This window comes from Betaproteobacteria bacterium (assembly GCA_016709965.1).
Classification (GTDB): domain Bacteria; phylum Pseudomonadota; class Gammaproteobacteria; order Burkholderiales; family Rhodocyclaceae; genus Azonexus; species Azonexus amarohabitans.
The window spans coordinates 1,392,065-1,416,528 of the sequence record JADJLT010000001.1 but is presented as its reverse complement, the minus strand read 5'-3'; the positions used below and the strand labels follow the sequence as shown (position 1 = coordinate 1,416,528).

The following is a 24,464-nucleotide window of genomic DNA, read 5'->3' as shown; positions in this document are numbered from 1 at the left end:
ATGCGTGAACTGAAATTGTTGGGTATCTGCGGCAGCCTGCGCCGTCAATCGACCAATGCCGGCCTGTTGCGGGCGGCGATTGCCGAATTGCCGGAAGGCGTAACGATGGAAATTGCCGATCTGTCGGCCGTGCCTTTTTATAACGCCGATATTGCCGAAAAGCCGGCTGCCGTGAAGCAGTTGCTGGCCCAGATCGGCGCGGCCGATGCGCTGGTGCTGGCCTGTCCGGAATACAACTATTCCATGGCACCGGCCATGAAGAATGCGCTCGACTGGGCCTCGCGGGAGCCGGATAACGCCCTGCTGGCCGGCAAGGCAATCGCCATCATGGGCGCCGGTGGTGGCATGGGCACCTCGCGCGCCCAATACCATCTGCGGCAGGTTTGCGTGTTTCTGGACCTGCACCCGCTGAACAAGCCGGAAGTTTTCGCCAGCGCCTTTGCCGGCTTGTTTGATGCCGATGGCAACCTCACCGACGCCAAGCTGATCCACTTGGTTGCTACGCAAATGCAGGCGCTGGCCAACTGGTCACGAAAACTGAAGGCCTGATGCAGCCAGCGCCCGACCGCCTCGAAGAAGACCGAATTGCCCGCCAGCGGGCGCTCGAGGTCGCCTCGTTCATCGTCGAGGCGCCGGCAGGTGCTGGCAAGACGGAGCTGCTGACACAGCGTTATCTGCGTCTGCTGGCCGTCGTCGAGAATCCCGAGGAAGTGCTGGCGCTGACCTTCACCAACAAGGCGGCGACCGAGATGCGCGACCGCATTCTCGGCAGCCTGGAGCGCGCGGCCAGCGGTGAAATGCCAGAACAGCCGCACAAGCAGCTGACTTTCGGGCTGGCGCAGAAAGTACTCGCCCACGACGCAGCGCAAGGCTGGCGTCTGCTCGGCCACCCCGGCCGCCTGCGCATCACGACGCTGGATGCCCTGTGCGCCAGCCTGGCCCGGCAAATGCCTTATCTCAGTCGCTTCGGCAGCCAGCCCGGCGTCAGTGAGGATGCCGAAGCCCACTACGCCACGGCGGCCCGGCGGACGCTGGAAATGGTCGAGGCCGGCGGCGACGATGCCGAGGTCGTGGCCGAAGCGCTGGCTTTCATGGACAACAATGCTGGACGGCTGGAAAGGCTGCTGATCGCCATGCTCGGCCGGCGCGACCAGTGGCTGCACCATGCCTCGCGCATCGAAAGCGGGGCGATGAAGGCCGAGGTCGAGGCAGGCTTCGCGGCGCTGATCGAGCGCGATCTGGCGACGGTCGGCGAATTGCTCGATGCCCGCGTTCAAACGCTGTTGATGCCGCTGGCCCGCTTCGCAGCGGCCAATGTGCCGGGAACACTGGATTTCATTTTTGACTGGAATTTCCGGTTGACCGCAGCAATCGCCGATTTACCGAGCTGGCAGGCCGTTGCTACCTTGTTGCTGACCACCACCGGCACTTTGCGCAAGACGGTCGACAAACGTATCGGTTTTCCGGCCGACAAGGAATTCGGCGACCAGAAAAAGGCCATGCTCGAACTGCTTGCCGAGCTGCGCGGCGTCGCCGGGCTGGAAGAGGCGCTGGCCATGCTGGTCAAGCTGCCGCGTCCCGAATTGAGCGAAGGTGAGTGGGCCACGGTCGAATGCTTCTCGCGCCTGCTGCGGCTGGCCGCGGGGCAGTTGTGGCTGGCCTTTCAGGAAGCTGGCGAAGTCGATTTCATCGAAATCGCCGCTCGCGCCGGCCTGGCGCTGGGCGACGATGAGGCCCCGACCGATCTGGCGCAGGCCCTCGATTACCGGATTCGTCACCTGCTGGTCGATGAATTCCAGGACACCAGCCCGAGTCAGGTCGGCCTGATCGAAAAGCTGACGCGTGGGTGGATGCCCGATGATGGCCGCACGCTGTTCGTTGTCGGCGATCCGATGCAGTCGATCTATCGTTTTCGTAAGGCAGATGTCGGGCTGTTCCTGCGTGTCCGTGAGCGGGGCATCGGTGATATCAGGCTCGACCATCTGCGGCTGTTCCGCAATAACCGCTCTTATCCGGGCATCGTCGATTGGGTGAATGCGGCGTTTCCGAGTATTTTTCCGGCTGACGATAGCCCGGAAGCCGGTGCCGTGCGCTATGCCGAATCGGCGGCCACTCGCCCGGCGCGCGCCGATAGCGGCGTGGTCGTGCATCCGGTGATCGAACGTGAAGGTTCAGACGCAGCCGGTGAAGAGGCGTGCCGCGTCCTGAGCATCATCCAGCAGGCTCGCCGCGAGGCGCCGGACGAGCGCATCGCGGTCCTCGTGCGCGCCCGCAGCCACCTCGATGCGCTGGTTGCAGAAATCCGCCGCAGTGCGCCGGATCTGCGTTTTCAGGCCGTCGACATCGAAGGACTGGATGGCCGCCAGCACGTGCAGGATCTGCTCACGCTGTTCCGTGCCTTGCATCACCGCGCTGATCGCGTCCATTGGCTGGCCATGTTGCGCGCCCCTTGGTGCGGCTTGCAGCTGGCCGATCTGCATGCACTGGCAGCCGACGACCGGAAATCGACGATCTGGCAGTTGATGCAGGATGATGCCCGCCTTGGTCGGATGTCCGAAGACGGCCGGCAACGTCTGAACATGTGCGCGATGTGCTGCAGGTGGCCTTTGCCGGCCGCGGTCGGCAGCATCCCCGCCGCTGGCTGGAAGGCATCTGGCTGATGCTGGGTGGGCCGCGTTGCCTGGAATCTCCCGAGGCACTGAACGACGTCGAAGCCTTTTTCTCGCTGCTCGACAAGCTGGTCGCCAGTCGCAACCTGAGTGCCGAAACGCTGGCCACGCATGCCGCCGATCTTTATGCGCCGTCTGATCCGCTGGGGAGTGCGGTGCAGATGATGACGGTGCATAAATCAAAAGGCCTGGAATTCGACACGGTGATTCTGCCCGGTCTGGATCGCGGCATCGGCGGCAACGACAGCAGCCTGCTGCTCTGGGACGAAGTGGCCGGCGCCGATGGCAATGAACATCTGCTGGTCGCGCCGATGAAGCAAAAAGGCGCCGCTAACGGCGAGCCGACCGCCTACGATTACCTGAAAAAACTCGAAACTGAACGTGCGGCCCACGAAGACGAGCGCCTGCTTTACGTCGCCGCTACCCGCGCCATTCGCAATCTGCATCTGGTTGGTGTGGCCGTCGCCGACGAGAAGAAGGATGACGGACTGAAAGCGCCGGCCAGTGGCACGCTGCTCAAGCTGCTGTGGCCGGGCGTCGCCCAGACGCTGTTTGCTGACGCGCTGGCCAATGCCGAAGCGGTAGTGCCGGTCAGCGTCGGCATCGATCCTGCCACTTTTGTACCGCCACTGGTTCGCCTGCGCCAGATCGGACTGCCGGCGGCGTTGTGCAAAATATCTGAAGATCTGCGCCCGGCGGATAATCCGCTTGATCTTGACGAGGCCGAGCCCGGCCTGTCGCTCGAAGCCTCGGTTGGCACACTGGTGCACCGCTGCCTGGAGCTGATTTCGAAAATTGGGCTAAAAACCTGGTCGACCGCAAGAGTCGTCACCTTGCAGCCGGCCTATCAGCGCTGGCTGTTGGCGCAGGGGCACAGCGAAACCGAGGCGGCCAGTGGTGCGGGCGACGTTGTTGCTGCGGTGAGCAACACGCTGGATTCAGAAACGGGGCGCTGGCTACTGGACGATCATCCCGAAGCGGCCGCCGAGCAGGCCTGGAGCAGCCAGGTGGGCGATACCACGCTGCACCACGTGATCGACCGGATTTTTGTGACAGAAGGTTGTCGCTGGATCATCGATTACAAGACTGCCCGCTTGCCCCGGAGCAGAATTGTTGCAGCGGGCTGAGAGCTATCGGCCGCAACTCGAACGCTATGCCAGTCTCTTCGCGACAGCATCCGTGCCCTTGCGCCTGGCCATCTATTTTCCCCTGCAGGGGCGGCTGATTGAGCTGGCGCCGACGAAATGATCCGTAACGGTTCGCTAGCCAATACGACTATACTGATCATCTGGATTTTTCACCCATATAGCATGCCGCGTCGCGCGCTCGTTTCCCTGCTTTGCTTTTTCCTGTCGATCGGCGGATGGGGCGGGGGATTGGCCATCGCCGAGCCTTCGCTGCGCGTACTGGTCATCGACAATGCGCCGCCCATGTCCTTCCGTGACAAAGCTGGCCGGCTGACCGGATTCAGCGTTGATATTGCCCGGGCCATCTGCGACGAAATGCGTGCCCGCTGTGTCTTTGATGTGGCCGTGCAAAGCGAGCTGATTGACCGCCTGACGCGGGGCAAGGCCGATATTGTGGCGACCGGTTTGCTCGAAACGCCGGAGCGCCGCGGCAAGCTCCTTTTTGCCAAGCCTTACTACCGCTCCTTTTCCATGTGGCAGGCACGGCAAGATGTCCAGCCGGGGCAGGAGGGTGTTCGGGTTGCCGTGGTCAGCGGCTCGGCTCAGGAGGAATATGCTCGGCGGCAGGGATGGAAAATCCGTCCGGTGCCAACGAATGGCGAACTTGGCGTGCCGCTGGTTGCCGGCGAAGTTCAAGCGGCGCTGGTGCCGATGCTGACGGCCCTCAATCTGCAAAACAACGAGGCCTTTCGACAACTTGAACTGGCCGCTACCGTGCTGCGCTCGCCGGATCTGGGCGGCGATGCATCCTTTGGCGTGTCGCTGTTTCGGCCCGAATTGGTCGTTGAAATTAACGCTGCACTCGAACGGATCAAGCGCAATGGGACGTATGATCGAATCAATTCCCGCTATCTGCCATTTCGTGTGAGTTGATGCCCGCCAATTGTCGATTGCCGCAACCATGTCCTGATCCCGGGGGCGTGCTTTGATAAAGCCTGCCAAGGGTTTCATGCCGGTCGTGCCTTCTCGCTGCTGGCGCTGATTTTCGTCCTCGCTTTCGGTGCTGCGGTGGTTCTGCTCTCGTTTGATCAGCAGCGTGTCGTCGAAGCCAATGGCCGGCTGCAGGAGCAGACGGTGCCGGAAATCATCCGCTACCAACGGCTTGCCAGAAATCTGGAACAGCTCCGCCAGGAAGGTGAACGCATCTTTGCAGTCAGCTCGGTGGCGGCCCGCCAGCAGTCCCTGTTTGTGGTCACGCTGATCGCCAGCCATCCGAGCATTCTCGAACATCCGGGGGCGGCCCCGCTGGCCAGGGAGGCCGAGGAATTCCTCGGCAATGTGGTGCGTACGCCGGTTGACGACGAACATCGACCATCCGAGCGCTATGAGGAGTGGCAACGGCTGGCGGTGCGCCTCGGTTCGCAGGTTGACGACATATCGATCCAGGGCATCAACCTTGCAACCAACGACCTCAACGTTGCATCGACCGCCATGAAGCTGGCTCGCTACAAGTTGATGATCGTGCTGGTGCTGGTTGGCTTGTTCCTGGTCGCCTTCATGGTGCTTGTCCGGCGCCACTTGATTCACCCCTTGCAGCGCATCAACAAGGCGTTGTCGACACTCAGCGTTGACCGCCCGGCACCTGAGTTTCATGCATCGCTGATGCTTGAAATCCAGGCCGTCGAAGCGGCGATACAGGAACAACATGCCTTGCTGATTCAGAACGACGAAACCCGGAAGGTCCTGGAACAGCTGGCCAACAAGGACGGTCTGACCGGGCTGATGAATCGCCGGCATTTCATGCAGACCGCCGAGGTCGAGTTGCAGCGCGCGCAGCGCTATCGGCGCGCGGTGACGGTGGCCATGGCCGATCTCGATTATTTCAAGCGGCTCAATGACACCTATGGGCACGCGGCCGGTGATGCCGTGCTGCGCGCCTTTGCCGATCTGGTTCAGGAGGCCGTGCGGCAGTCCGATCTGGTCTGCCGCTATGGCGGCGAAGAGTTCGCCTTCCTGTTTCCGGAAATCGAGCCTGCCGAGACGGAGAAGCTGGCCGAACGCCTGCGCGTTCGCTGTGCCGAGATGGATGTCGGGCTACCTGACGGGCGCCAGGTCAAGGTATCGGTCAGCATCGGGCTGGCCGATGCCAGTGAATGCCCGATAGAAATCGCTCTCAAACGGGCCGATGAAGCCCTCTACGAAGCCAAGCGGCTAGGCCGTAACCGGGTGGTTATTAGCGGTGTGCCACCCGCCGCCGAAGCCTGAAATCGCTGGGCGCCGCTATGGCCAAAGGACGCAGAGCCAGACCACGACAGCGTTGAGCAGGCTGAGCAGCACTGCCGCGCTGCCCATGTCCTTGGCACGTTTTGCCAGCTCGTTCTTCTCCGGTGACGCCTTGTCGACCACCGCTTCCACGGCAGAATTCAGGATTTCAACAATCAGGATAAGGATGATGCTGCCAATCATTAGCGCCCGATCGACACCGGTTTTTGCCAATACGAGCGCCAGCGGAATGGTGATGGCTGCGAGCAGGATTTCTTCACGAAACGCCGCCTCGTTCTGCCACGCGGCACGCAGTCCGTCGCGCGAATAGCCAAGCGCGTTGATCAGGCGAGTCAGGCCCTTCTTGCCTTTGAAGTCGGCGGCGGAAGTCACTTCTTCTTATCCAGCAGCGGTTTCAGGAAGCGCCCCGTGTGGCTGCCCTTGCACTTGGCGACTTGTTCCGGTGTTCCCGATACCAGAATCCGCCCGCCGCCGTCGCCGCCTTCCGGGCCGAGATCGACGATCCAGTCTGCCGTCTTGATGACATCAAGATTGTGCTCGATGCCGACGATGGTATTGCCGTTGTTGGCCAGCCGCTGCAGCACGCTGAGCAGCATTTCGATGTCCTGGAAATGCAGGCCGGTGGTCGGCTCATCAAGAATGTATAGTGTTCGGCCGGTGTCGCGCTTGGAGAGTTCGAGGGCCAGCTTGACGCGCTGGGCTTCGCCGCCGGAGAGCGTGGTGGCGCTTTGGCCGAGGGTGATGTAGCTGAGGCCGACGTCGACCAGGGTTTGCAGTTTGCGGGCGATGTTGGGCACCGGGTCGAAAAATTCGCGCGCCTGCTCGACGGTCATGCCGAGAATGTCGTAAATATTCTTGCCCTTGTATTGTACTTCCAGCGTTTCGCGGTTGTAGCGCTTGCCGTGGCAGACGTCGCAAGGGACGTAGATGTCGGGCAGGAAATGCATCTCGACCTTGATCATGCCGTCGCCCTGACAGGCTTCGCAGCGCCCGCCCTTGACGTTGAAACTGAAGCGGCCGGGGCCGTAGCCGCGGACACGCGATTCCGGCACCTGGGCGAACAGTTCGCGGATCGGCGTCAGCAGGCCAGTGTAGGTCGCCGGGTTGGAGCGTGGCGTGCGGCCGATCGGCGCCTGGTCGACGTTGATGACTTTGTCGAAGAGGTCGAGGCCGACGATTTCCTTGTACGGCGCCGGTTCGGTGGTGGAGCCGTAGAGGTGCTTGGCGGCTGCCGCGTACAGCGTGTCGTTGATCAGCGTTGATTTGCCGGAGCCGGAAACGCCGGTGATGCAGGTGAGCAGGCCGCCGGGGATTTCCAGCGTGACGTCCTTGAGGTTGTTGCCGTAGGCGCCGACGACTTTGAGCTGTTTGTTAGGATCTTGCGGTCGACGGGATTTTGGCGCCGAAATCGATTTTCGGCCGGACAGGTAATCGCCGGTCATTGACAGCGGGTTGGCCTGCACCTCGGCTGGCGTGCCTTGCGCCACAATGGCACCGCCATGGACCCCGGCGCCGGGGCCGATGTCGACCACGTAATCGGCGCTGCGGATGGCGTCCTCGTCATGCTCCACCACCAGCACGGTGTTGCCCATGTCGCGCAGGTTCTTCAGCGTTTCGAGCAGGCGGTCGTTGTCGCGCTGGTGCAGGCCGATGGAGGGTTCGTCCAGTACGTACATGACGCCGGTCAGGCCGGAGCCGATCTGCGAGGCCAGGCGGATGCGTTGTGCTTCGCCACCGGAGAGCGTTTCGGCCGAACGTTCGAGGCACAGGTAGTCGAGCCCGACATTGATCAGGAAGCTCAGCCGGGCGGTGATTTCCTTCAAAATCTTGTCGGCTACCTGCGCCTTGTTGCCGGTCAGGGTCAGGCAGTTAAAGTAATTGCGCGCCTCGCCGAGTGGCAGGCGGCTGATTTCGTGCAGGGTGTGCGTGCCAACCCGCACGTGCCGCGCCTCGATGCGCAGCCGGGTGCCCGCGCAGGTTGGGCAGGCGGAACTGCTGACGTATTTCGACAATTCCTCACGCACGGCATTCGATTCGCTGCCGCGGTAACGCCGCTCGAGGTTGGGGATGATGCCCTCGAAGCTGTGGCTGCGGTCGAAGCGCGTGCCCTTCTCGTTGAGGTAGCGGAAATTGATTTCGGTCTTGCCGGAGCCGTAGAGGATGAGTTGGCGCTCGGCCTCGGTCAGTTGCTCGAAGGGCGTGTCGACCGAGAAACCGTAGTGGTCGGCGATGGATTCAATGATCTGGAAGTAGAACTGATTTTTCTTGTCCCAGCCGCGAATGGCGCCGTTGGCCAGCGATGCTGCCGGATTGGTGACGACGCGCTTGGGGTCAAAGAACTGGATGATGCCTAGCCCGTCGCATTTCGGGCAGGCACCCATCGGGTTGTTGAACGAGAACAGGCGAGGTTCCAGCTCCTGCAGCGCATACGAGCAGACCGGGCAGGCGAACTTGGCCGAGAACATGTGTTCGACGTTGGTATCCATCTCGAGGGCCATGGCCCGGCCTTCGGCGTGGCGCAACGCAGTTTCGAAGGATTCGGCCAGGCGCTGGCGCATGTCGTCGCGGACCTTCAGGCGGTCGACGACGACATCGATGGTGTGTTTCTGCGTCTTGGCCAGCTTGGGGACGTCGTCGATTTCATAAACGGTGCCGTCGACGCGAACGCGGGCAAAGCCCTGGGCGCGGAGTTCGGCAAAAGGTCGACCTGCTCGCCCTTGCGGTTGGCCACCACGGGGGCAAGGATCATCAGCTTTGTGTCGGCCGGCAGGGCGAGCACGGTATCGACCATCTGCGACACGGTCTGCGCTTCGAGCGGCAGGTTGTGGTCCGGGCAATACGGCGTGCCGGCGCGAGCGAAAAGCAGGCGCAGGTAGTCGTGAATTTCGGTGACAGTGCCGACCGTCGAGCGCGGATTGTGCGAGGTGGCTTTTGCTCGATGGAAATAGCTGGGCTCAGGCCTTCGATCAGATCCACATCGGGCTTTTCCATCAGTTGCAGGAATTGCCGGGCGTAGGCCGATAGCGACTCGACATAGCGTCGCTGGCCTTCGGCGTACAGCGTGTCGAAAGCCAGTGAAGACTTGCCAGAGCCGGATAGTCCGGTAATCACGATGAGCTGGTTGCGCGGCAGGTCGAGGTTGATGTTTTTTAAATTATGGGTGCGTGCGCCGCGGATACGGATAAATTCCATCGCCGTTTTTTCTGTGTTTGGGGAAGGAGAAACTATACGCAAAAAAGCCGGCTTACCCTTGGCTTCATTGGCCATGGAATAAAAATCAGGCGCTGGTCAAGTCGCCGTATTGCCGCAATGGTTTGGGATGACTGCCTTAGCGTGCTGCTGCCTCTGCCACCGGCCGTGACAGTTAGGGGCTTCACGATGGGGATACGGAGCAAGCAAAAGAGTGCTCAAGCCGTTGGTTTGGCGATGATTCGCGGCGCAAGGCTGCAGATAATCAACATGCGTATGACAAATGTCTCCGGATGGATTTACTACGGTCAACCGGGAAAAACGCCAATTTTTCAAACTTTCTTCGTGGTTCGTTGTGTAGCAAGGCTTGCCGGAATTGTCCCTTGCCATCAGAATATGCTTTTGTATTTTATCGGGCTTTTCATGTCACGGCAGCGGCAGTCGCCAATCGAAGGTGTGATGGATGTTGCCGCACGTCTTCCCTGGCCGGCGGGCATCGGACTGGCTGCCCTTGCCTATGGGGCGCTGCATTATCTGGCCAGTGCCCAGGCGATGCCATTTGAAGCAGAGGTGCTCGGTCATGGCGGCTCCCGTGATGTGGGCGCCATGTTGTTTGCGGCCTGCCAGTATGTCTTGCCTGCGTTATTTTTGCTTGTTTCGGCGCTTTCGTTCCTTCGTCGGCGCCAGCTCAGCGATGTGCCGGTTGATGTGGTGGGCAGCTACGAAACAGATGCCCTTGAGCACATGAGTCGCCAGGAGTTCGATGCACTGGTGGCCAAGGCTTTCCGGCGGGAAGGCTATCTGGTGGTCGAGCGCGCTGGCGGGCCAACGGATCGTGGCGTGGACCTCGAGCTGTTCATGGGGCGTGACCGCTACCTTGTGCAATGCCGACGCTGGCGGGAGCCGAATGTTGACGTCACTTCGGTTCGCGATCTTTACCGGGCAATCAGTACCGAACGCGCGGTTGGCGGCTTTATCGTCACCTCGGGGACGTTTACCGAGGAGGCACGGGTCGTGGCGCTGGGGCGTTCCATCCGCCTGGTCCCTGCCGATTCGCTGCGCGCGATGCTGGCGATGGGGAGCGACATGTCGATATCACCGGGTTTTTCGCGCCGCCGGGATGACCCGGTGCCGCCAGCCTGTCCCAAGTGTGGCAAGGCGATGATGCCGCGGACGGTTACCCGGGAGGTTCACATCGCAAAGCATTCCTGGATTTGCACGAGCTTCCCGGCATGCCAGGGCATTCGGGATGCCTGAGCAACCGATCGGCGAGTCCTTAGCCGGCTTTATCAACCGAAATGACCGGGTGAGTTTCATTGTCTGAAACCAGCACGGTGAGCAAATTGCCGACCAGATGGACGCGGTCGGCTTCGCCCAGCTTGATGACGCCTTCGCGTTCGATTTGCTCGATGGCCATGTGCACCATGCTGACGGCCCCTTCGACGATATGGACTCGGGCGGCGACCACGGCCTGCGCTTGTTGGCGGCGCAGCATGGCGCTGGCGATTTCGGGCGCATAGGCGAGGTGGGCAATACGGGCCTCGATGATTTCCAGCCCGGCCAGCGCGACGTGTTCCTGAATCGTGTCGGAGAGCGCCTGGGCGACCTTGTCGAGATCGGCGCGCAGGGAGTTCTGGCCGTTTTCGTCGCCGTCGTACCAGCGGGCGCTGGCGACGACGCGAACGGCAGACTCAGTCTGGATCAGGATGTAGGTGGCGTAATCCTCGACATCGAATGCGGCGCGGGCAGTGTCGGCGATCCGCCAGACGACGACGGCACCGACTTCAATCGGATTTCCGGCCCGGTCGTTGACCTTGAGCGTCGGTGTGTTCAGATTGTACGCGCAGTGACAGCCTCAGGCGCTGGTAGAAGGGATTGACCCAATAAAAGCCATCATCGCGCAGGGTGCCGGCATAGCGTCCGAAGAAGGTGAAGACGGCGGCGATGTTGGGCGGCAGAATGATGAAGCCCTTGGCCAGGAAAAAGAGAATGGGCAGCGCGACAAAGCCAAAGGTGGCCGGCGGCCGGTTGTAAATGAAAATATTGCCGAACACCTGCCACAGGGAACCGCCAACCAGCACCAGCCCAACGACCAGAGTGGCGAAGACGAGCGGTGCGATGATCATCTTGATCAGACGCAGGAAGATGTCGGTCAGAATGCCGAAGTAGCCAGCGATTTCCTTGGCTTCGGCCGGGCTGCCAGCCAGCGTGTTGCAGGCGTAGCCGGTCATGACGCCGAGCACCATGGCGATCATGATCAGGGTGGTTAACCGGTTCATTTTCATGATGGTTTCCTTGTTTTGTGCATTGAATGAAGGGCGCTTGCTTACGCGGCCCGGGGCTGGATCATTTGCGGCTTGGTCAGTACCTCAGGGCGCAGCACGTTGGCCAGTTGCTCGGGGCTCATCAGCTGGCGTTCGAGCACGATCTCGGCGACGCCGCGACCGCTGAGATGCGCCTCAGCGGCGATTTCGGTGGCATTGGCGTAACCGATGTAAGGGTTCAGCGCGGTGACGATGCCGATCGAGCGTTCGACGCTGGCCCGCAGCGCATCGCGGTTGGCAGTGATGCCATCAACGCAGTAATCGGCAAGCGTCTTGCAGCCATTGCTCAGGTGCAACACACTCTTGAATAAACTGTGAGCGATAATGGGCTCAAACGCATTGAGCTGTAACTGGCCGGCTTCGGCAGCAAAAGTGACCGTCGTGTCGTTGCCAATGACTTCGAAAGCGATCTGGTTGACTACCTCCGGGATGACCGGGTTGACCTTGCCTGGCATGATGGAAGATCCGGCCTGGCGCGCTGGTAGATTGATTTCGTTGAAGCCGGCGCGTGGTCCCGAAGAGAGCAGGCGCAAGTCGTTGCACACTTTGGACAGCTTGACGGCGACGCGCTTCAGCACGCCCGAGAGTTGTACGAAACTGCCGCAGTCCTGTGTTGCCTCGATCAGATTGGGGGCGGTGAGGACCGGGATGCCGCTGATTTCCACCAGCTTGCCACAGACGATGGCGGCGTAGTCCGGGTGGGCATTGATGCCGGTGCCGATGGCGGTGGCGCCGAGGTTCATTTCGCGGATCAGCAGGGCTGCTTCCTTCAGGCGCTCTTCGTCCTCGCCCAGCATGACGGCGTAGGTCGAAAATTCCTGGCCGAGGGTCATGGGTACGGCATCCTGCAGCTGCGTGCGACCCATCTTGAGCACGTCGGCGAATTCTTCAGCTTTGCGCTCGAAGGCTTGGCGCAGATAGGCCATGGTATCCACGAGGCGGAAAATGCCAACGTAAGTGGCGAGCTTCAACGCTGTCGGGTAGACGTCGTTGGTCGACTGGCTCATGTTCACGTGTTCGTTCGGGTGCAGATGCTGAAATTGGCCTTTGCCGTGGCCAAGGATTTCCAGCGCACGGTTGGCGATCACCTCGTTGGCGTTCATGTTGGTCGAGGTCCCGGCGCCACCTTGAATCACGTCGACTACAAAGTGGTCGTGCCACTTGCCGTCAATGACTTCGTTGCAGGCTGCAGCGATGGCATCGGCGCGCACCGTGTCGAGCAGGCCGAGTTGCTGGTTGGATTGGGCGGCGGCCTTCTTGATCTGGGCCAAAGCACGGATCAGGTCAGGATAGACGGCAATGGATATGCCGCTGATTGCGAAGTTCTCGAGGGCGCGCAGGGTGTGGACACCATAATAGGCCGCTGTCGGGATTTCACGGTCGCCGAGCAGGTCGTGTTCAATCCGGTGGGTTTGTTCGATGTGCATTTTGTCTCCTGAGGGGATGGTGGTTCGGTTAGTGGTGCTGCTATGCCAATTAATCAACGCACGCCGCATGCCAGCGCGCCGGATTTGTTAACTTGTTGATATGTAATGTATTGTTGGCTTTTTGAAAGATGCGATCGCCGGGTTTCCGGAAAACTGCTGATGTTGGCCATTCGGTTTTCCGAACGCTGGTGAGCGGGGAGTGATGGCGCCAATCTGTTAAGATCAAGGCTTCGCTGCGATGCAACAATTTGATACGACAATGCCTACCACAAACGATCGCATGAGCCCTGAGGAGCGCCGCGCCGGCGCCTCACTGGCTTCCATCTTTGCCCTGCGCATGCTTGGGCTGTTCCTGATCCTGCCCGTGTTTTCGGTCTATGCGAAAACATTGCCCGGTGGCGACAATCTGGCTCTGGTTGGTTTTGCGCTGGGGGTCTTCGGCTTGACTCAGGCGTTTTTCCATATTCCTTACGGCATCGCAGCTGATATTTTCGGGCGCAAGCTAGTCATCGTTATCGGCTTGCTGATTTTTTCGCTGGGGAGTTTTGTTGCTGCCTGGGCGCCGGATATGACGTGGATCATCGTAGGCCGCGTACTGCAGGGAGCCGGGGCGATTTCGGCGGCAGTGATGGCGCTGGCTGCCGATCTGACACGCGAGGAACATCGGACCAAGGTGATGGCAATGATCGGTTCGTCGATCGGCTTGGTTTTCGCGCTCTCCTTGGTGGGCGCGCCGATTTTGTATGGCCTGATCGGCATGAGCGGACTATTCATCATGACTGGCGTACTGGCGCTGCTCGCCATCGTGTTGCTGCTCAAGGCAGTACCGCCTGCACCACCGCCGCATGGACATGCAAAATTGCCCTTGCGCCAGGTTGCTATGGATCCGGATCTCTTGCGCCTGAATCTCGGCATTTTCGTGCTGCATATGGTGCAGATGTCCATGTTTGTCGTTTTGCCACATGCGCTGGTCAATCACGGTGGGTTGGCGGCAGCTTCGCACTGGAAGGTCTATCTGCCTGCTGTCCTCGTATCGTTCGTCATCATGGTGCCGGCGATCATTGCTGCAGAGCGCAAGGACAAGATGCGGCCGATTTTTCTGGCAGCAATCGCCTTGCTGGTGGCGGTTCAATCCGGCTTGCTGGTTTATAGCGAAAGCCTGTGGGCACTCGCGCTGTGGCTGACGTTGTTTTTTGTGGCTTTCAATATTCTGGAGGCCACCTTGCCGTCGCTGGTTTCTCGCACCGCGCCACCGGCTGCCAAGGGCGCCGCGCTCGGCGTTTACAACACCACGCAGGCCATCGGCCTATTCATCGGCGGCGCGGCAGGCGGTTATGTTGCGCAGCATTTCGGCGATAATGCAGTTTTTGCTGCCTGCACCGGTGTGCTTCTTATTTGGCTGGTGGTAGCAAGTTCAATGAAATTTCCGCAACGGCGCATCGCCGCCGTGGCGACAAAATCTGTTTAGGAGACATGGGCAATGGCATCGGTGAACAAGGTGATTCTCGTCGGCAATCTGGGCAAGGATCCGGAAGTGCGTTATACGGCAAGCGGCGAAGCGATGTGCAATTTCAGCCTGGCCACCACGGATAGCTGGAAAGACAAGTCAACCGGCGAGAAGAAGGAATTGACTGAATGGCACCGTGTCTCGTTCTTTGGCAAGTTGGCAGAGATCGCTGGTCAGTATCTGAAGAAAGGCTCGCAGGTTTACGTTGAAGGCAGCCTGCGCACGCGCAAATGGACTGATAAGGACGGGCAGGAGCGTTACACCACCGAAATCCGCGGCGATGAAATGAAAATGCTGGGTTCTCGTCAGGGTATGGGGTCGCCAGCCGGTGGTGGCGGTTTCGAACGCGAGCCGACCGATTACGCGCCTGCCCCGGCGAAGAACAAGCCAAAGCCATCGTTCGAAGACCTGGGCGACGATATTCCGTTTTGATCGAGGCATTGCTTGCGCCGTGGTCGTCCTGCGGCGCAACTTCATTTTTTACTGAGGTAAATACAGCATGGCCAGCGCCGTCACTTTCAAGATTCTTGAGGACATCGCCCGGGATCTTTCCGGCAATGAAATTACTTTTCCAACCTTCCTCGACATTACCTTTCAGGTACGTGCTGCGCTGAAGGACCAGAATCTGAGCATCGAGCAGCTTTCCAAGCTGATCGGTGCAGAGCCGTTGATGAGCGCCAAGATCATCCGCATGTCCAACTCGGTGGCCTTGAATCCGAGCGGTCGCGAGATTGCCGATGTGAAGAGTGCCATCGTCCGGGTCGGCATGGAGGCGGTGCGTACCGTATCTTTTGCGGTGGCCATGGAGCAGTTGCTCAAGTCGAAGCAGATGCAGCCCTTTGAGGGAATTTCCCAGCGCCTGTGGGAGCATACTTCGCACGTTGCCGCACTGTGCCGCGTGCTGGCGCGCAAACTGGCCAAGATCAACGGTGATGAAGCCATGTTTGCTGGACTGGTGCATGACCTCGGGGTGTTCTACTTGATGTCGCGGGCTGCCAATTTCCCGGAACTTCTCAACGACAAGGTAGAGCTGCATGCCTTGCTGGTCGACTGGCATGACAACATTGGTCATGCACTGCTTTCGGCGCTTGGATTACCGGAGTCGGTGCTTGAGGCTGTCCGGGATCACGAAACTGACCGTGAGATTAGTGCTGTCGATAACCTTTCAGACGTTCTGTTTATCGCCAACAAGATCGCCAATCGGACTGCCAGCTGGCGGGATGCGACGCTGGACGGCGAGATCGATACGTCGATGCTCGATACACTTTTCGATGCTGACACACTGGCAGAAATTGTCGATGAATCGGAAGAGGAAGTGCATTCGCTAAAGGCCGCCCTGGGAGGCTAAGCCAGCATTGTATTGAGCGGCTCGCTCAGAAAGCCGCCAGACATCGACGGGGAACAGGATTGATGAGTAGTGACCAGCAGGCGGGAGATATTTCCGGGAAGCGTTTTGCCGCCTTGACGCTGGCTGCCCTCGGGGTGGTCTATGGCGATATCGGGACCAGCCCCTTGTATGCGGTGAAGGAGGTTTTCGCCGGCAATCACCCGATTCCGGTGACGATGGCCAATATTTACGGCAGCCTGTCCCTGTTTTTCTGGGCGCTCATCATCGTGGTATCGATCAAGTACGTGACCTTCATCATGCGTGCTGATAATCGCGGCGAAGGCGGCATCATGGCGCTGATTGCGCTTGCCCTGCATACCGCTCAGGAAAAACCGCGTCAGGCACGGTTGATCATGATTTTCGGGGTTCTCGGCGCCGCGATGTTTTACGGGGATGGCATGGTAACGCCGGCAATTTCGGTATTGTCGGCGGTCGAGGGGCTGGAAATTGTGACGCCGGCTTTCAAGCCGGTGGTTATTCCGATTACCTTGCTCGTGCTTTTCGGGCTTTTTTTCGTGCAAAGGAATGGCACCGCCAAGGTTGGTACCTATTTTGGGCCGATCATGATGCTCTGGTTCAGTTCGCTGGCCGTGCTGGGTATCCACAACATCATTGCGCATCCGGCCATCCTGATGGCGATCAACCCGTATTACGGCGTCGAGTTCCTGCTTGAAAACAAGGCCATGTCGCTCGTGGCCATGGGTAACGTCGTGCTGGCCGTTACTGGTGCCGAGGCGCTTTATGCCGACATGGGCCACTTTGGTCGCAAGCCGATCTCGCGGGCCTGGTTCTCCTTCGTGCTGCCTGCGCTGGTGCTGAATTATTTTGGGCAGGGCGCGCTGATCCTGGCGCAACCCGAGGCAGCCAAAAATCCCTTCTTTCTTTCAGCTCCCGAGTGGGCGCTTTTTCCGCTCGTTGGCCTGGCTACGCTGGCGACAGTGATCGCCTCACAGGCGGTCATTTCAGGTGCGTTCTCGGTTACTCGCCAGGCTATGCAGCTTGGCTTCGTGCCGCGGATGGAGGTGCAGCACACCTCGGAGTAGGAGCAGGGGCAGATTTATCTGCCTGCGGTCAATTGGGGCCTGATGATCGCGGTGATGATTCTCGTCCTCGGCTTCAAGTCGTCCAATAATCTGGCGGCTGCCTACGGTATCGCGGTGACCGGCGATATGGTGATTACCTCGATTCTTGCCGCCTATGTGGTTGCCAAGGTCTGGAAGTGGGGCTGGCTCAAGGCTGGGCTGCTGTTCGCCTGCTTCCTGTCGGTCGAACTGGTATTTCTCGCTGCCAACGTCCTGAAGATTCCCGATGGTGGCTGGTTCCCGCTGATTGCTGGCGTGGTGGTGTTTATTCTGATGATGACCTGGAAGCGCGGCCGGCAATTGCTCTCTGAGCGACTCAAGGGCGAACGGCTTGAATTGTCGATGTTTCTCGATTCTCTGGGGTCATCAATGCCGACCCGGGTTGCCGGCACGGCGGTTTTCCTGAACGCCGATCCGCGGGGGGTGCCGCATGCGCTGCTGCACAATCTGATGCACAACAAGGTGTTGCACGAACGTGTGGTCCTGTTGTCCGTCCAATTCTTCGATGTGCCCTATGTGCCGGAGATTGATCGGGTCGAAGTGCGACAGCTCAAGGAGAACTTCTGGAGTGTCATCATCCAGTATGGTTTCAAGGATGAGCCGGATGTGCCGGCAGCACTGGATTTGTGCGCCAATGCCGGACTGGCATTCAGCGCATTGGAAACTTCCTACTTTATTGGCCGCGAAACATTGATTCCGCGACTCGGCTCGGAAATGGCTTTCTGGCGCGAGAAGATTTTCATCGCCATGTTCCGCAATGCCGGGTCGGCGACGGCATTCTTCAAGATTCCCAGCAACCGTGTCGTCGAACTGGGAACCCAGGTCGTACTCTGAGCTTTCAGATACTGATCACGCCGGCTGAAGATTGGCTCCCCGGCTTATAACCGTCTGATTTTTTCCAGCAGCGCGGTGGTCGATTTCTGATGGATGAACGGGATGGAGTGAACGGTTCCGCCCCAGCCGCGGACTTCGGCGCATCCCACTATTTTTTCTACCGGCCAGTCGCCGCCCTTGACGAGCATGTCGGGGCGGCATTCGAGGATGCGCTGCAAGGGCGTTTCCTCATCGAACCACGTCACCAGCGTCACGCAGGCGAGTGATGCCATGACCGCCAGCCGGTCTTCCAGCGCATTGACCGGGCGATCGTCGCCCTTGCCTAGCCGTTTCACCGAGGCGTCCGTGTTGAGCGCGACAATCATGCTGCTGCCCAGTGCGGCAGCTTGCGCCAGATAGGTGACGTGCCCGCGATGCAGAATATCAAAGCAGCCGTTCGTAAACACGAGAGGCCGGGCCAGCAGCGCACTTCTTGCGGTCAACTGGTCTGGCGGGCAAATTTTGGATTCGAAGTGGGGAGTGGCGTAGGTCACGGTGGCATCATGGGTGAAAGATATCCGGCTATTTTAGTGCCAGTTGGCCGCTACGGCCGGATTGTCAAAAAAGTGGCTGTCATCCCTACGTAACATCGGCTGGCTAGTGTGCGAGCCACCCAATTGTTACCGGCGGAAATCACGTGCCCTTGCTCTGGCGCCACGCTTCTATTGTCATCACCTCGCTCATGTTCATTGTCGTGCTAACGGCATGTTCGCCGCGCCAGATGGTGGTTGGCAGCATCGCTGACGAATTGGCGGCGCAGGGGCGGTCCGGCGAGAGCGATCTTGACCTGGCTCGCGAGGCCAGTGCTTTTTATCTGAAGCTATCGGAGTCGGTACTGCGTAGTGATCCCGGGCACCACGCGCTGGCTGAATCGGTGGCAGCCGGCTTTACCCAGTACGCCTATGCCTTTGTTGGATTCGAGGCCGACCGCATTGAAGCGAAGGATGCCAAATCCGCAGAACGCATGCTCCGGCGTGCCGCACTGCTTTATCGTCGGGCACACATGCATGCGATGGCTGCGCTCAATCGTGAGACTCCCGGTTTTGCCGGTGCCTTGAGCAGCTCGCAAGCGGCTGACTGGCCGAAACTTTCCTTGGAACAGGTTGGCCTTGCCTACTGGGCTGCGGCCTCGTGGGGTGGCTGGATTTCATTGTCAAAGGATGACCCTGATGTTGTTGCCGATCTGCCGCAGGCGGTACGCCTGACGCAGCTTGCCTGGCAACTTGATCCCGCTTGGGGGCAGGGCGCGCTGACCGGGCTGCTGGCGACATACGAAGCTGGACGGCCAGGCGGTAGCCAGCAACAGGCGCTGGTCTGGTTTGATCAGGCGATTGCGCAAGGTGCTGGCAATGCGGGAACCCTGGTGGGCAAGGCCGAAGGGTATGCCTTGCCGGCGGGAGACCGAGTGCTGTTTGAACGCTTGCTCAATCAGGCATTGGCGATCAAGGATAAACCGGATAGCCCGCAAGCCTTGCAGAACGAAGTCATGCGTCGCCGGGCAGCATGGCTGCTCGAACAGGCGCCCGACCTGTTCTGAACGATGAAAACCCAAGGAGTATGAAATGAAATTCAAACTGGCTACGCTGGTGCTCGGCGCCGTCATTGCATTGAATACCTTTGCCGCTGACCCGCAATTGCGCATCGGTACGCTGGCGCCGAAGAATTCGCTCTATCACCGCCAGCTGATGGCATTGGGTGAAGCGTGGCGGACAGCCCAGGGGGGGCACGGGAAATATCTGGTCTATCCGGATGGCAGCCAGGGGGGCGAGACGGACATGGTGCGCAGGATGCGCATCGGCCAGTTGCAGGGCGGCCTGCTGTCGGTCGTCGGGCTGCGCGAGATCGAGCCGTCGATTGCCGCGCTGCAGAACATGCCGATGATGTTCAAGAGCTGGGACGAGGTCGATTACGTGCGCGAGAAAATGCGCCCGGCCATGGAGAAGAAATTTCTTGAAAAGGGCTTTGTCGTGCTGGCCTGGGGCGATGCCGGCTGGGTGCGCTTCTTCTCGAAGGAGCCAGCCTTTGGGCCGAATGATTTCAAGAAGATGAAATTCTTTGCCTGGGGTGCCGAAGCCGACCAGCAGGAGATCATGAAAAGCCTGGGATACACGCCGGTGCCGCTGGAAACGGCCGACATTCTGCCGGCGATCCAGACCGGCATGATCAACGCCGTGCCCTCGACGCCCTATTTCGCGCTGGCCACGCAAATCTACACCACTGCCAACAACATGCTGGACATGAACTGGGCGCCCGTGGTCGGTGCCTTGATCATCACCCGCAAAGCATGGGATGAGCTGACGCCGGAGGGGCAGGTCGCTGTTCGCGAGGCCGGCGCCAAGGCCGGAGTCCAGTTGCGCGCCAAGGCACGTCAGGAAGTTGACGAAGCGGTTGATGCGATGAAGAAGCGTGGCCTGACGGTCAACCAGCCCAACGCGGCGCAAATCAAAGAATGGAACGCCCTGGCCGATGGCCTTTATCCACGCATTCGCGGCAAGCTGGTCCCGGCCGAACAGTTCGACGAGGTGGTGCGCCATCTGAAGGATTTTCGCGCCGGCAAGCGCTAGGCGTTTCGCGAAAATTGCGACCCGCGGGCCAGTCCCGCGCTGATTGAGTTGTGCAGGACACATGATGAATCTGTTGCGCCGCCTGGGTGAATTCGATGCGCTGATCGCCGGTTGCGCGCTGGCCGTCATGTTGCTGGTGCCATTGCTCGAAATCGGGTTGCGGCCCTTGTTCGGTGCGGGTATCGACAACGCGCCGGTACTGGTCCAGCACTGTGGTTTGCTGCTGGCCATGTTTGGTGCGCTGCTGGCTGAGCGTGGACTGCACTTGAGTTCGCTCGGGGCGGGGTTCACCGCATCGAGGAATCCCCGTGTGCGCAGTGTCGCCGCTGTTGTCGGCAAGGCCAGTGCGGCTGTGCTTTGCGGGATGCTGGCACAAGCCAGCTGGACGTTTGTTGCCAGTGAAATGGAGATGCCGCGTGATATTGCCTATGGGGTCACTGGCTGGATGTTCGAGCTGGCCATGCCGCTGGGCTTTGCGTTGCTTGGCCTCAAGCTGGCTTCTCGGATCATCTCAGGTTGGGCGGGGCGCATCGTGTTGGCACTCGTCCTGCCAGCGGTCGGGTATGCTTTTGCCCAGTATTTTGATGGCAGTACATTGCCCTTGTGGCCATTTGCACTGTGGTTGATGCTCATTCTATTCTGCGGCGCACCGATCTTTGCCGTGCTGGGCGGGCTGGCCCTGGCTCTGTTCTGGAGCGAAGGGCAGCCACTGGCTTCGGTGCCGCTCAGTCACTACCAGATCACGGTCAATCCTTCATTGCCAGCGCTGCCCTTGTTTACGCTGGCCGGCCTGCTCTTCGCCCGGACTGGCGCGGCGGCTCGCCTTGGCAGCGTCTTTACTGCCGCTTTTGGCAGTGGCGTGACCGGAACGGCCATCGCGGCCGCGGTGCTTTGTTCATTCTTTACGGCTTTTACCGGTGGCAGCGGCGTCACCATCCTAGCGCTCGGCGGCCTGTTGCTGCCACTGCTGACCAAGGCGGGCTTCCCCGAGCAGCGAGGTATCAGCCTGGTGACCAGCGCCAGCGCGCTGGGGGTGTTGCTGGCGCCGTCAGTGCCGCTGATCATGTACGCCATCATCGCTCGGGTGCCGATCAACACGATGTTTCTGGCCGGTGTGCTGCCGGCAGTCGTCATGGTCGCTTGTTTGTTGTTGGTCGGCGGCTATCTGCGCCGTGGCAGCATTGCTGCGGTCAACCGGGAAAATCAGCCAAAACCGAAAAATCTCGGGCGCGCGTTGTGGCTGGCCAAGTGGGAGTTATGCGCGCCGGTGGTGGCGATCGGCTCGCTGGTCAGCGGGATCGCCACGCCAACTGAAAGTGCCGCGCTGACGGCGATCTACGCGATGCTGACGCAGGCAGTTGCGCACCGGGAACTGGGCTGGCCGCAACTGCGTCAGGCACTGGTCGATTGTGCCGAAGTGATCGGTGGCATCATGCTGATCCTGGGCATGGCACTGGGGCTGACCAATTACCTCATCGATGCCGGTATTCCCGATGCGGCAATCGATTGGGTGCAGTCTGTGCTGCCCAACAAGTTTGCCTTTCTGATGGTTTTGAATCTGTTCCTGCTGATAGCCGGCGCCTTGATGGAAATCTATGCGGCGATTGTCGTGCTGGTGCCGCTGCTCTTGCCAGTAGCCCTTGCTTACGGTGTGGATCCGGTGCATTTCGGCGTTATTTTTCTGGCCAATATCGAGATGGGTTTTCTTTGCCCGCCAGCCGGCATGAACATATATTTCGCCTCGGCGATGTTCGGTAAACCGATTCGCTACGTCGCCGCTGCCGTCGTGCCCGCGGTGCTCGCCATGCTTCTGGGGGCGCTGATGATTTCAGCCTTGCCGGTTCTGGCGACCTGGTTGCCCAAGGCCCTTGGCTTCTACGGTTGAGCGACCCGCTGATCCGCCTTTGGCCGGGATTATCCGGTAGCCAGCAGGCGACCGAGCAGGCTGCCGGAGTTTTCATGGCCGGTCAGTACAAAATCCAGTTCGTTGGCGTTGTTCAAACTTAACTCCAGGTCGCGCCGGGCCGCGAGTGTGCTGGCGAAGAGCAGGCGATCACCGGCTTGCAGTACCAAAGTCTCATTGGGCAACAGCAGGCTGTCGGCGTCACGTTCGACCAGCAAGGGAACAATCGGCAGGCGGCAACTGCGATCGGCCCCATCGCGCATGATTTCTCCAAGCTGGATCGGGCGGCTATTGATCAGCGCCTGAGTTATGGCCGGCGCCTCCTCGGCATCAAGCCGTATATCCCACACCGCTGGTGTCAGATCGCCGCATTCCGCTTGCAGCCGTTCAACCAGCTGACGACATTGCGTCTCATCCAGCTTGTGCACGTGCTCCAGAAAGCGCGCGAGTAGTGGCGCCGTAAGTATGGCGATAGTTTCCTGGGCGACAATACGACTGGGGAGTACCGTAAAGTCGGCCCCGAAGGCGCTAAACAGGGGGCTGTTGGCAGCCTGATTCTGACGGGTCACGACGAACAATTCCGGCTTTAACTCACGGGCAGTGACGGCGATCGACAGATTATTGATGTCGTTGTCAGTGCCGGCGACGATGCCGGTGGCTTGGTCGATGCCGGCCTGACGGAGGGTGATTGCCTCGGTGCCGTCGCCGATGAACTGTTGGTCGGCATCCTTGGCGGCCGGGTCAATGATGGTCAGCGTGATGCCGGTGTCACGCAGTCGGTCGGCCACGGCGTGACCAAAGCTGCCGTAGCCACAGAGAATCCAGTGGCCGCGCGGCGGGCGGTGCGGTTCGGGAATGGCGCTTTCGGGCAGGCTGGTCAACAGTTCGATCAGGCGAAAACGCTCGGGGGCAGCGACGGCCAGGGCCAGATGCTCGGCAAAACGCTCGAATGGATTGATGATGTGGTTGGTGCCGAACGATGCCATGTTGGCAGTGACCGCTTCGCTGCGGGCGCGGGCAATGACCGGCACTTTTGGGTTGAGCAGGCGCACGGCGATGGCGATAGCCAGATTGGCCTGCTCGTCGTTGGTGACGGCCAGTACGCCACGGCATTTGGGGTGCTTCAGGCCCGCCAGCAGCAGATTGTCCGGCAAGCTGGCATCTGCGGCCAAGGCGGGGGTATCGGTCTTGAAGTCCTGCAGGTCGAGCTCTTCGACACGTAATTCATCTTTTTCGAGAACGACAAAAGCCTGCTCGATGCGGTCGAAGGTGCGGGCGATCAGATTGCCGGTTTCTCCACAGCCGCAAACCAGATAGAAAGGTGCTTTGAGTCGCAGCACGCGGCGGGCGAAGCGGTTGGTCGTCAGCGTGTTCTGGAAGCCCTTGTCCTGAAGCAGGGCGATCAGCGTGACCACCGAGTATGACCAGCCGATGACCGTGAGGTAAATGCAGATGGTGACCCACATGCGCTGGGCATCGGAGAAGGCGCCCGGCAGTTCGCCGAAACCGATGGTCGTCGCCGTATAGCTGATGAAGTAGAAGGCATGGAAAAAGCTCAGCGGCGCGCTCATCTTGCCGTCAGCATCGATCCCCGGAATCAGGGTGAGGCCGACCACAGAGATCGCGTAGATCACGATCAGCACGATGATGGGCGCCCGCATGCGTCGCAGGACAAGGAAGAAGGCGCTATTCACGCGCGGCTCCCGCTGGCCTAACGGCGCAGCATGACGGTTTCGACGATGAGGATGATGACTGAAACAATGTTTGCCAACAGCGCTCCGCCAGAGAGTGAGACCACGCTGGAGGTGACTGAGGCGGTCATGCCTGTGCCGGCAACATGGTCTGCAAGCGCCCAGGTCAAGGCTGCAGCGATCAATTGAAGGTCAGCCACCAGGCTGGTGGACAGGTGGATAGCGCCAATCTGGGTACGGTCGCCGAATTTCAGGGCAGTGGCGATCAGGCTGACGACCAATGCTGCGGCCAGTTCATAGACGTGGTGGAGTTCGGGGCGCTCGATATCGCCAATGAAAAACCCGAAATTCAGCGTTGCCGCCAGAACAATGAAGAACCCGAAGATGACCTTTTCAAGATTCATTTTTTTTCTCCCCCCGTCACGCCTTCGCTGCCCG

Annotated in this window: 18 protein-coding genes and 3 pseudogenes; 13 read left to right on the top strand and 8 right to left on the bottom strand. The window is 60.1% G+C overall.

Translation table 11 applies throughout. The annotated features are described in order from the left end of the window. The 5 genes from IPJ12_07120 to IPJ12_07100 all read left to right on the top strand — a co-directional run bounded on the left by IPJ12_07120 (position 1) and on the right by IPJ12_07100 (position 6,061). Positions 1-549 (top strand): NAD(P)H-dependent oxidoreductase, encoded by a 549-nt coding sequence (locus tag IPJ12_07120; GenBank protein MBK7646917.1) that lies wholly within the window; start codon positions 1-3, stop codon positions 547-549. After that, the gene (locus tag IPJ12_07115) at positions 549-2,660 is read left to right on the top strand and encodes a UvrD-helicase domain-containing protein (protein MBK7646916.1); all 2,112 of its coding nucleotides are present in this window, start codon (positions 549-551) and stop codon (positions 2,658-2,660) included. The genes IPJ12_07120 and IPJ12_07115 overlap by 1 nt, the downstream gene beginning before the upstream one ends. Beyond that, positions 2,600-3,796, top strand: a complete 1,197-nt coding sequence (locus IPJ12_07110) for a PD-(D/E)XK nuclease family protein (GenBank protein ID MBK7646915.1) — start codon at positions 2,600-2,602, stop codon at positions 3,794-3,796. Before IPJ12_07115 ends, IPJ12_07110 begins: the two co-directional genes overlap by 61 nt. 183 nt (positions 3,797-3,979) lie before the next feature. Continuing rightward, positions 3,980-4,729, top strand: coding sequence for an amino acid ABC transporter substrate-binding protein (locus IPJ12_07105; protein ID MBK7646914.1), 750 nt, complete (start codon positions 3,980-3,982; stop codon positions 4,727-4,729). 135 nt (positions 4,730-4,864) lie between these two features. Beyond that, on the top strand, positions 4,865-6,061 hold the full coding sequence (locus tag IPJ12_07100) for a GGDEF domain-containing protein (protein ID MBK7646913.1): 1,197 nt from the start codon (positions 4,865-4,867) through the stop codon (positions 6,059-6,061). A 15-nt stretch (positions 6,062-6,076) separates the two neighbouring features. Here IPJ12_07100 and IPJ12_07095 read toward each other — a convergent pair whose 3' ends face one another. Then, positions 6,077-6,451: a diacylglycerol kinase gene (locus IPJ12_07095; protein MBK7646912.1), complete on the bottom strand. Its 375-nt coding sequence runs from the start codon at positions 6,449-6,451 to the stop codon at positions 6,077-6,079. After that, positions 6,448-9,271 (bottom strand): annotated as a pseudogene (uvrA, locus tag IPJ12_07090) (excinuclease ABC subunit UvrA). The gene IPJ12_07095 and the pseudogene uvrA overlap by 4 nt, the downstream one beginning before the upstream one ends. A 420-nt stretch (positions 9,272-9,691) precedes the next feature. On the opposite strand from uvrA, the gene IPJ12_07085 reads away from it, so the two are divergent. Continuing rightward, positions 9,692-10,525: a restriction endonuclease gene (locus IPJ12_07085; protein ID MBK7646911.1), complete on the top strand. Its 834-nt coding sequence runs from the start codon at positions 9,692-9,694 to the stop codon at positions 10,523-10,525. Positions 10,526-10,544: 19 nt separating this feature from the next. Here IPJ12_07085 and IPJ12_07080 read toward each other — a convergent pair whose 3' ends face one another. The 3 genes and pseudogenes from IPJ12_07080 to aspA form a co-directional block, all read right to left on the bottom strand. Beyond that, positions 10,545-11,102, bottom strand: a complete 558-nt coding sequence (locus IPJ12_07080) for a hypothetical protein (protein ID MBK7646910.1) — start codon at positions 11,100-11,102, stop codon at positions 10,545-10,547. 157 nt (positions 11,103-11,259) lie between these two features. Continuing rightward, positions 11,260-11,553, bottom strand: a pseudogene (locus tag IPJ12_07075) (cation:dicarboxylase symporter family transporter). A gap of 41 nt (positions 11,554-11,594) precedes the next feature. Further along, positions 11,595-13,019, bottom strand: a complete 1,425-nt coding sequence (gene aspA, locus IPJ12_07070) for an aspartate ammonia-lyase (GenBank protein ID MBK7646909.1) — start codon at positions 13,017-13,019, stop codon at positions 11,595-11,597. A 280-nt stretch (positions 13,020-13,299) separates the two neighbouring features. Here aspA and IPJ12_07065 point away from each other — a divergent pair, with 280 nt between their 5' ends. From IPJ12_07065 to IPJ12_07050, 4 genes and pseudogenes are all read left to right on the top strand, one after another. Next, positions 13,300-14,487, top strand: coding sequence for an MFS transporter (locus IPJ12_07065; protein MBK7646908.1), 1,188 nt, complete (start codon positions 13,300-13,302; stop codon positions 14,485-14,487). A gap of 12 nt (positions 14,488-14,499) precedes the next feature. Continuing rightward, the gene (gene ssb / locus IPJ12_07060; GenBank protein ID MBK7646907.1) at positions 14,500-14,958 is read left to right on the top strand and encodes a single-stranded DNA-binding protein; all 459 of its coding nucleotides are present in this window, start codon (positions 14,500-14,502) and stop codon (positions 14,956-14,958) included. A 67-nt stretch (positions 14,959-15,025) separates the two neighbouring features. Then, positions 15,026-15,874 (top strand): HDOD domain-containing protein, encoded by an 849-nt coding sequence (locus IPJ12_07055; protein ID MBK7646906.1) that lies wholly within the window; start codon positions 15,026-15,028, stop codon positions 15,872-15,874. A 62-nt stretch (positions 15,875-15,936) separates the two neighbouring features. Further along, positions 15,937-17,829, top strand: a pseudogene (locus IPJ12_07050) (potassium transporter Kup). Between the two features lie 44 nt (positions 17,830-17,873). Here the strand turns inward: IPJ12_07050 and IPJ12_07045 are convergent. After that, a complete protein-coding gene (locus tag IPJ12_07045) occupies positions 17,874-18,362 on the bottom strand; it encodes a bifunctional heptose 7-phosphate kinase/heptose 1-phosphate adenyltransferase (GenBank protein MBK7646905.1) in 489 nt (162 codons plus the stop codon). Between the two features lie 188 nt (positions 18,363-18,550). On the opposite strand from IPJ12_07045, the gene IPJ12_07040 reads away from it, so the two are divergent. The 3 genes from IPJ12_07040 (at position 18,551) to IPJ12_07030 (ending at position 22,317) form a co-directional block, all read left to right on the top strand. After that, positions 18,551-19,405 carry a hypothetical protein gene (locus IPJ12_07040; protein MBK7646904.1) on the top strand — a complete coding sequence of 285 codons (855 nt, stop codon included), beginning with the start codon at positions 18,551-18,553 and terminating at the stop codon, positions 19,403-19,405. A 25-nt stretch (positions 19,406-19,430) separates the two neighbouring features. Continuing rightward, positions 19,431-20,432, top strand: coding sequence for a TRAP transporter substrate-binding protein DctP (gene dctP / locus IPJ12_07035; protein ID MBK7646903.1), 1,002 nt, complete (start codon positions 19,431-19,433; stop codon positions 20,430-20,432). Between the two features lie 64 nt (positions 20,433-20,496). Next, on the top strand, positions 20,497-22,317 hold the full coding sequence (locus tag IPJ12_07030) for a TRAP transporter large permease subunit (GenBank protein MBK7646902.1): 1,821 nt from the start codon (positions 20,497-20,499) through the stop codon (positions 22,315-22,317). 29 nt (positions 22,318-22,346) lie between these two features. On the opposite strand, the gene IPJ12_07025 is transcribed toward IPJ12_07030, so the two are convergent. Together IPJ12_07025 and IPJ12_07020 are read right to left on the bottom strand one after the other, a co-directional pair. Further along, on the bottom strand, positions 22,347-24,029 hold the full coding sequence (locus IPJ12_07025; GenBank protein MBK7646901.1) for a potassium channel protein: 1,683 nt from the start codon (positions 24,027-24,029) through the stop codon (positions 22,347-22,349). Between the two features lie 17 nt (positions 24,030-24,046). Next, positions 24,047-24,430: a hypothetical protein gene (locus IPJ12_07020; protein MBK7646900.1), complete on the bottom strand. Its 384-nt coding sequence runs from the start codon at positions 24,428-24,430 to the stop codon at positions 24,047-24,049. Positions 24,431-24,464 lie beyond the last annotated feature (34 nt).

Bases quoted from the DNA above. Each gene is read 5' to 3' on its own strand.
- IPJ12_07065 (MBK7646908.1), top strand. From the start codon at position 13,300: ATGAGCCCTGAGGAGCGCCGCGCCGGCGCCTCACTGGCTTCCATCTTT.
- IPJ12_07085 (MBK7646911.1), top strand. From the start codon at position 9,692: ATGTCACGGCAGCGGCAGTCGCCAATCGAAGGTGTGATGGATGTTGCC.
- IPJ12_07030 (MBK7646902.1), top strand. From the start codon at position 20,497: ATGAATCTGTTGCGCCGCCTGGGTGAATTCGATGCGCTGATCGCCGGT.
- IPJ12_07115 (MBK7646916.1), top strand. From the start codon at position 549: ATGCAGCCAGCGCCCGACCGCCTCGAAGAAGACCGAATTGCCCGCCAG.
- IPJ12_07055 (MBK7646906.1), top strand. From the start codon at position 15,026: ATGGCCAGCGCCGTCACTTTCAAGATTCTTGAGGACATCGCCCGGGAT.
- IPJ12_07020 (MBK7646900.1), bottom strand. From the start codon at position 24,430: ATGAATCTTGAAAAGGTCATCTTCGGGTTCTTCATTGTTCTGGCGGCA.
- dctP (MBK7646903.1), top strand. From the start codon at position 19,431: ATGAAATTCAAACTGGCTACGCTGGTGCTCGGCGCCGTCATTGCATTG.
- IPJ12_07105 (MBK7646914.1), top strand. From the start codon at position 3,980: ATGCCGCGTCGCGCGCTCGTTTCCCTGCTTTGCTTTTTCCTGTCGATC.
- ssb (MBK7646907.1), top strand. From the start codon at position 14,500: ATGGCATCGGTGAACAAGGTGATTCTCGTCGGCAATCTGGGCAAGGAT.
- aspA (MBK7646909.1), bottom strand. From the start codon at position 13,019: ATGCACATCGAACAAACCCACCGGATTGAACACGACCTGCTCGGCGAC.
- IPJ12_07040 (MBK7646904.1), top strand. From the start codon at position 18,551: ATGTTCATTGTCGTGCTAACGGCATGTTCGCCGCGCCAGATGGTGGTT.
- IPJ12_07120 (MBK7646917.1), top strand. From the start codon at position 1: ATGCGTGAACTGAAATTGTTGGGTATCTGCGGCAGCCTGCGCCGTCAA.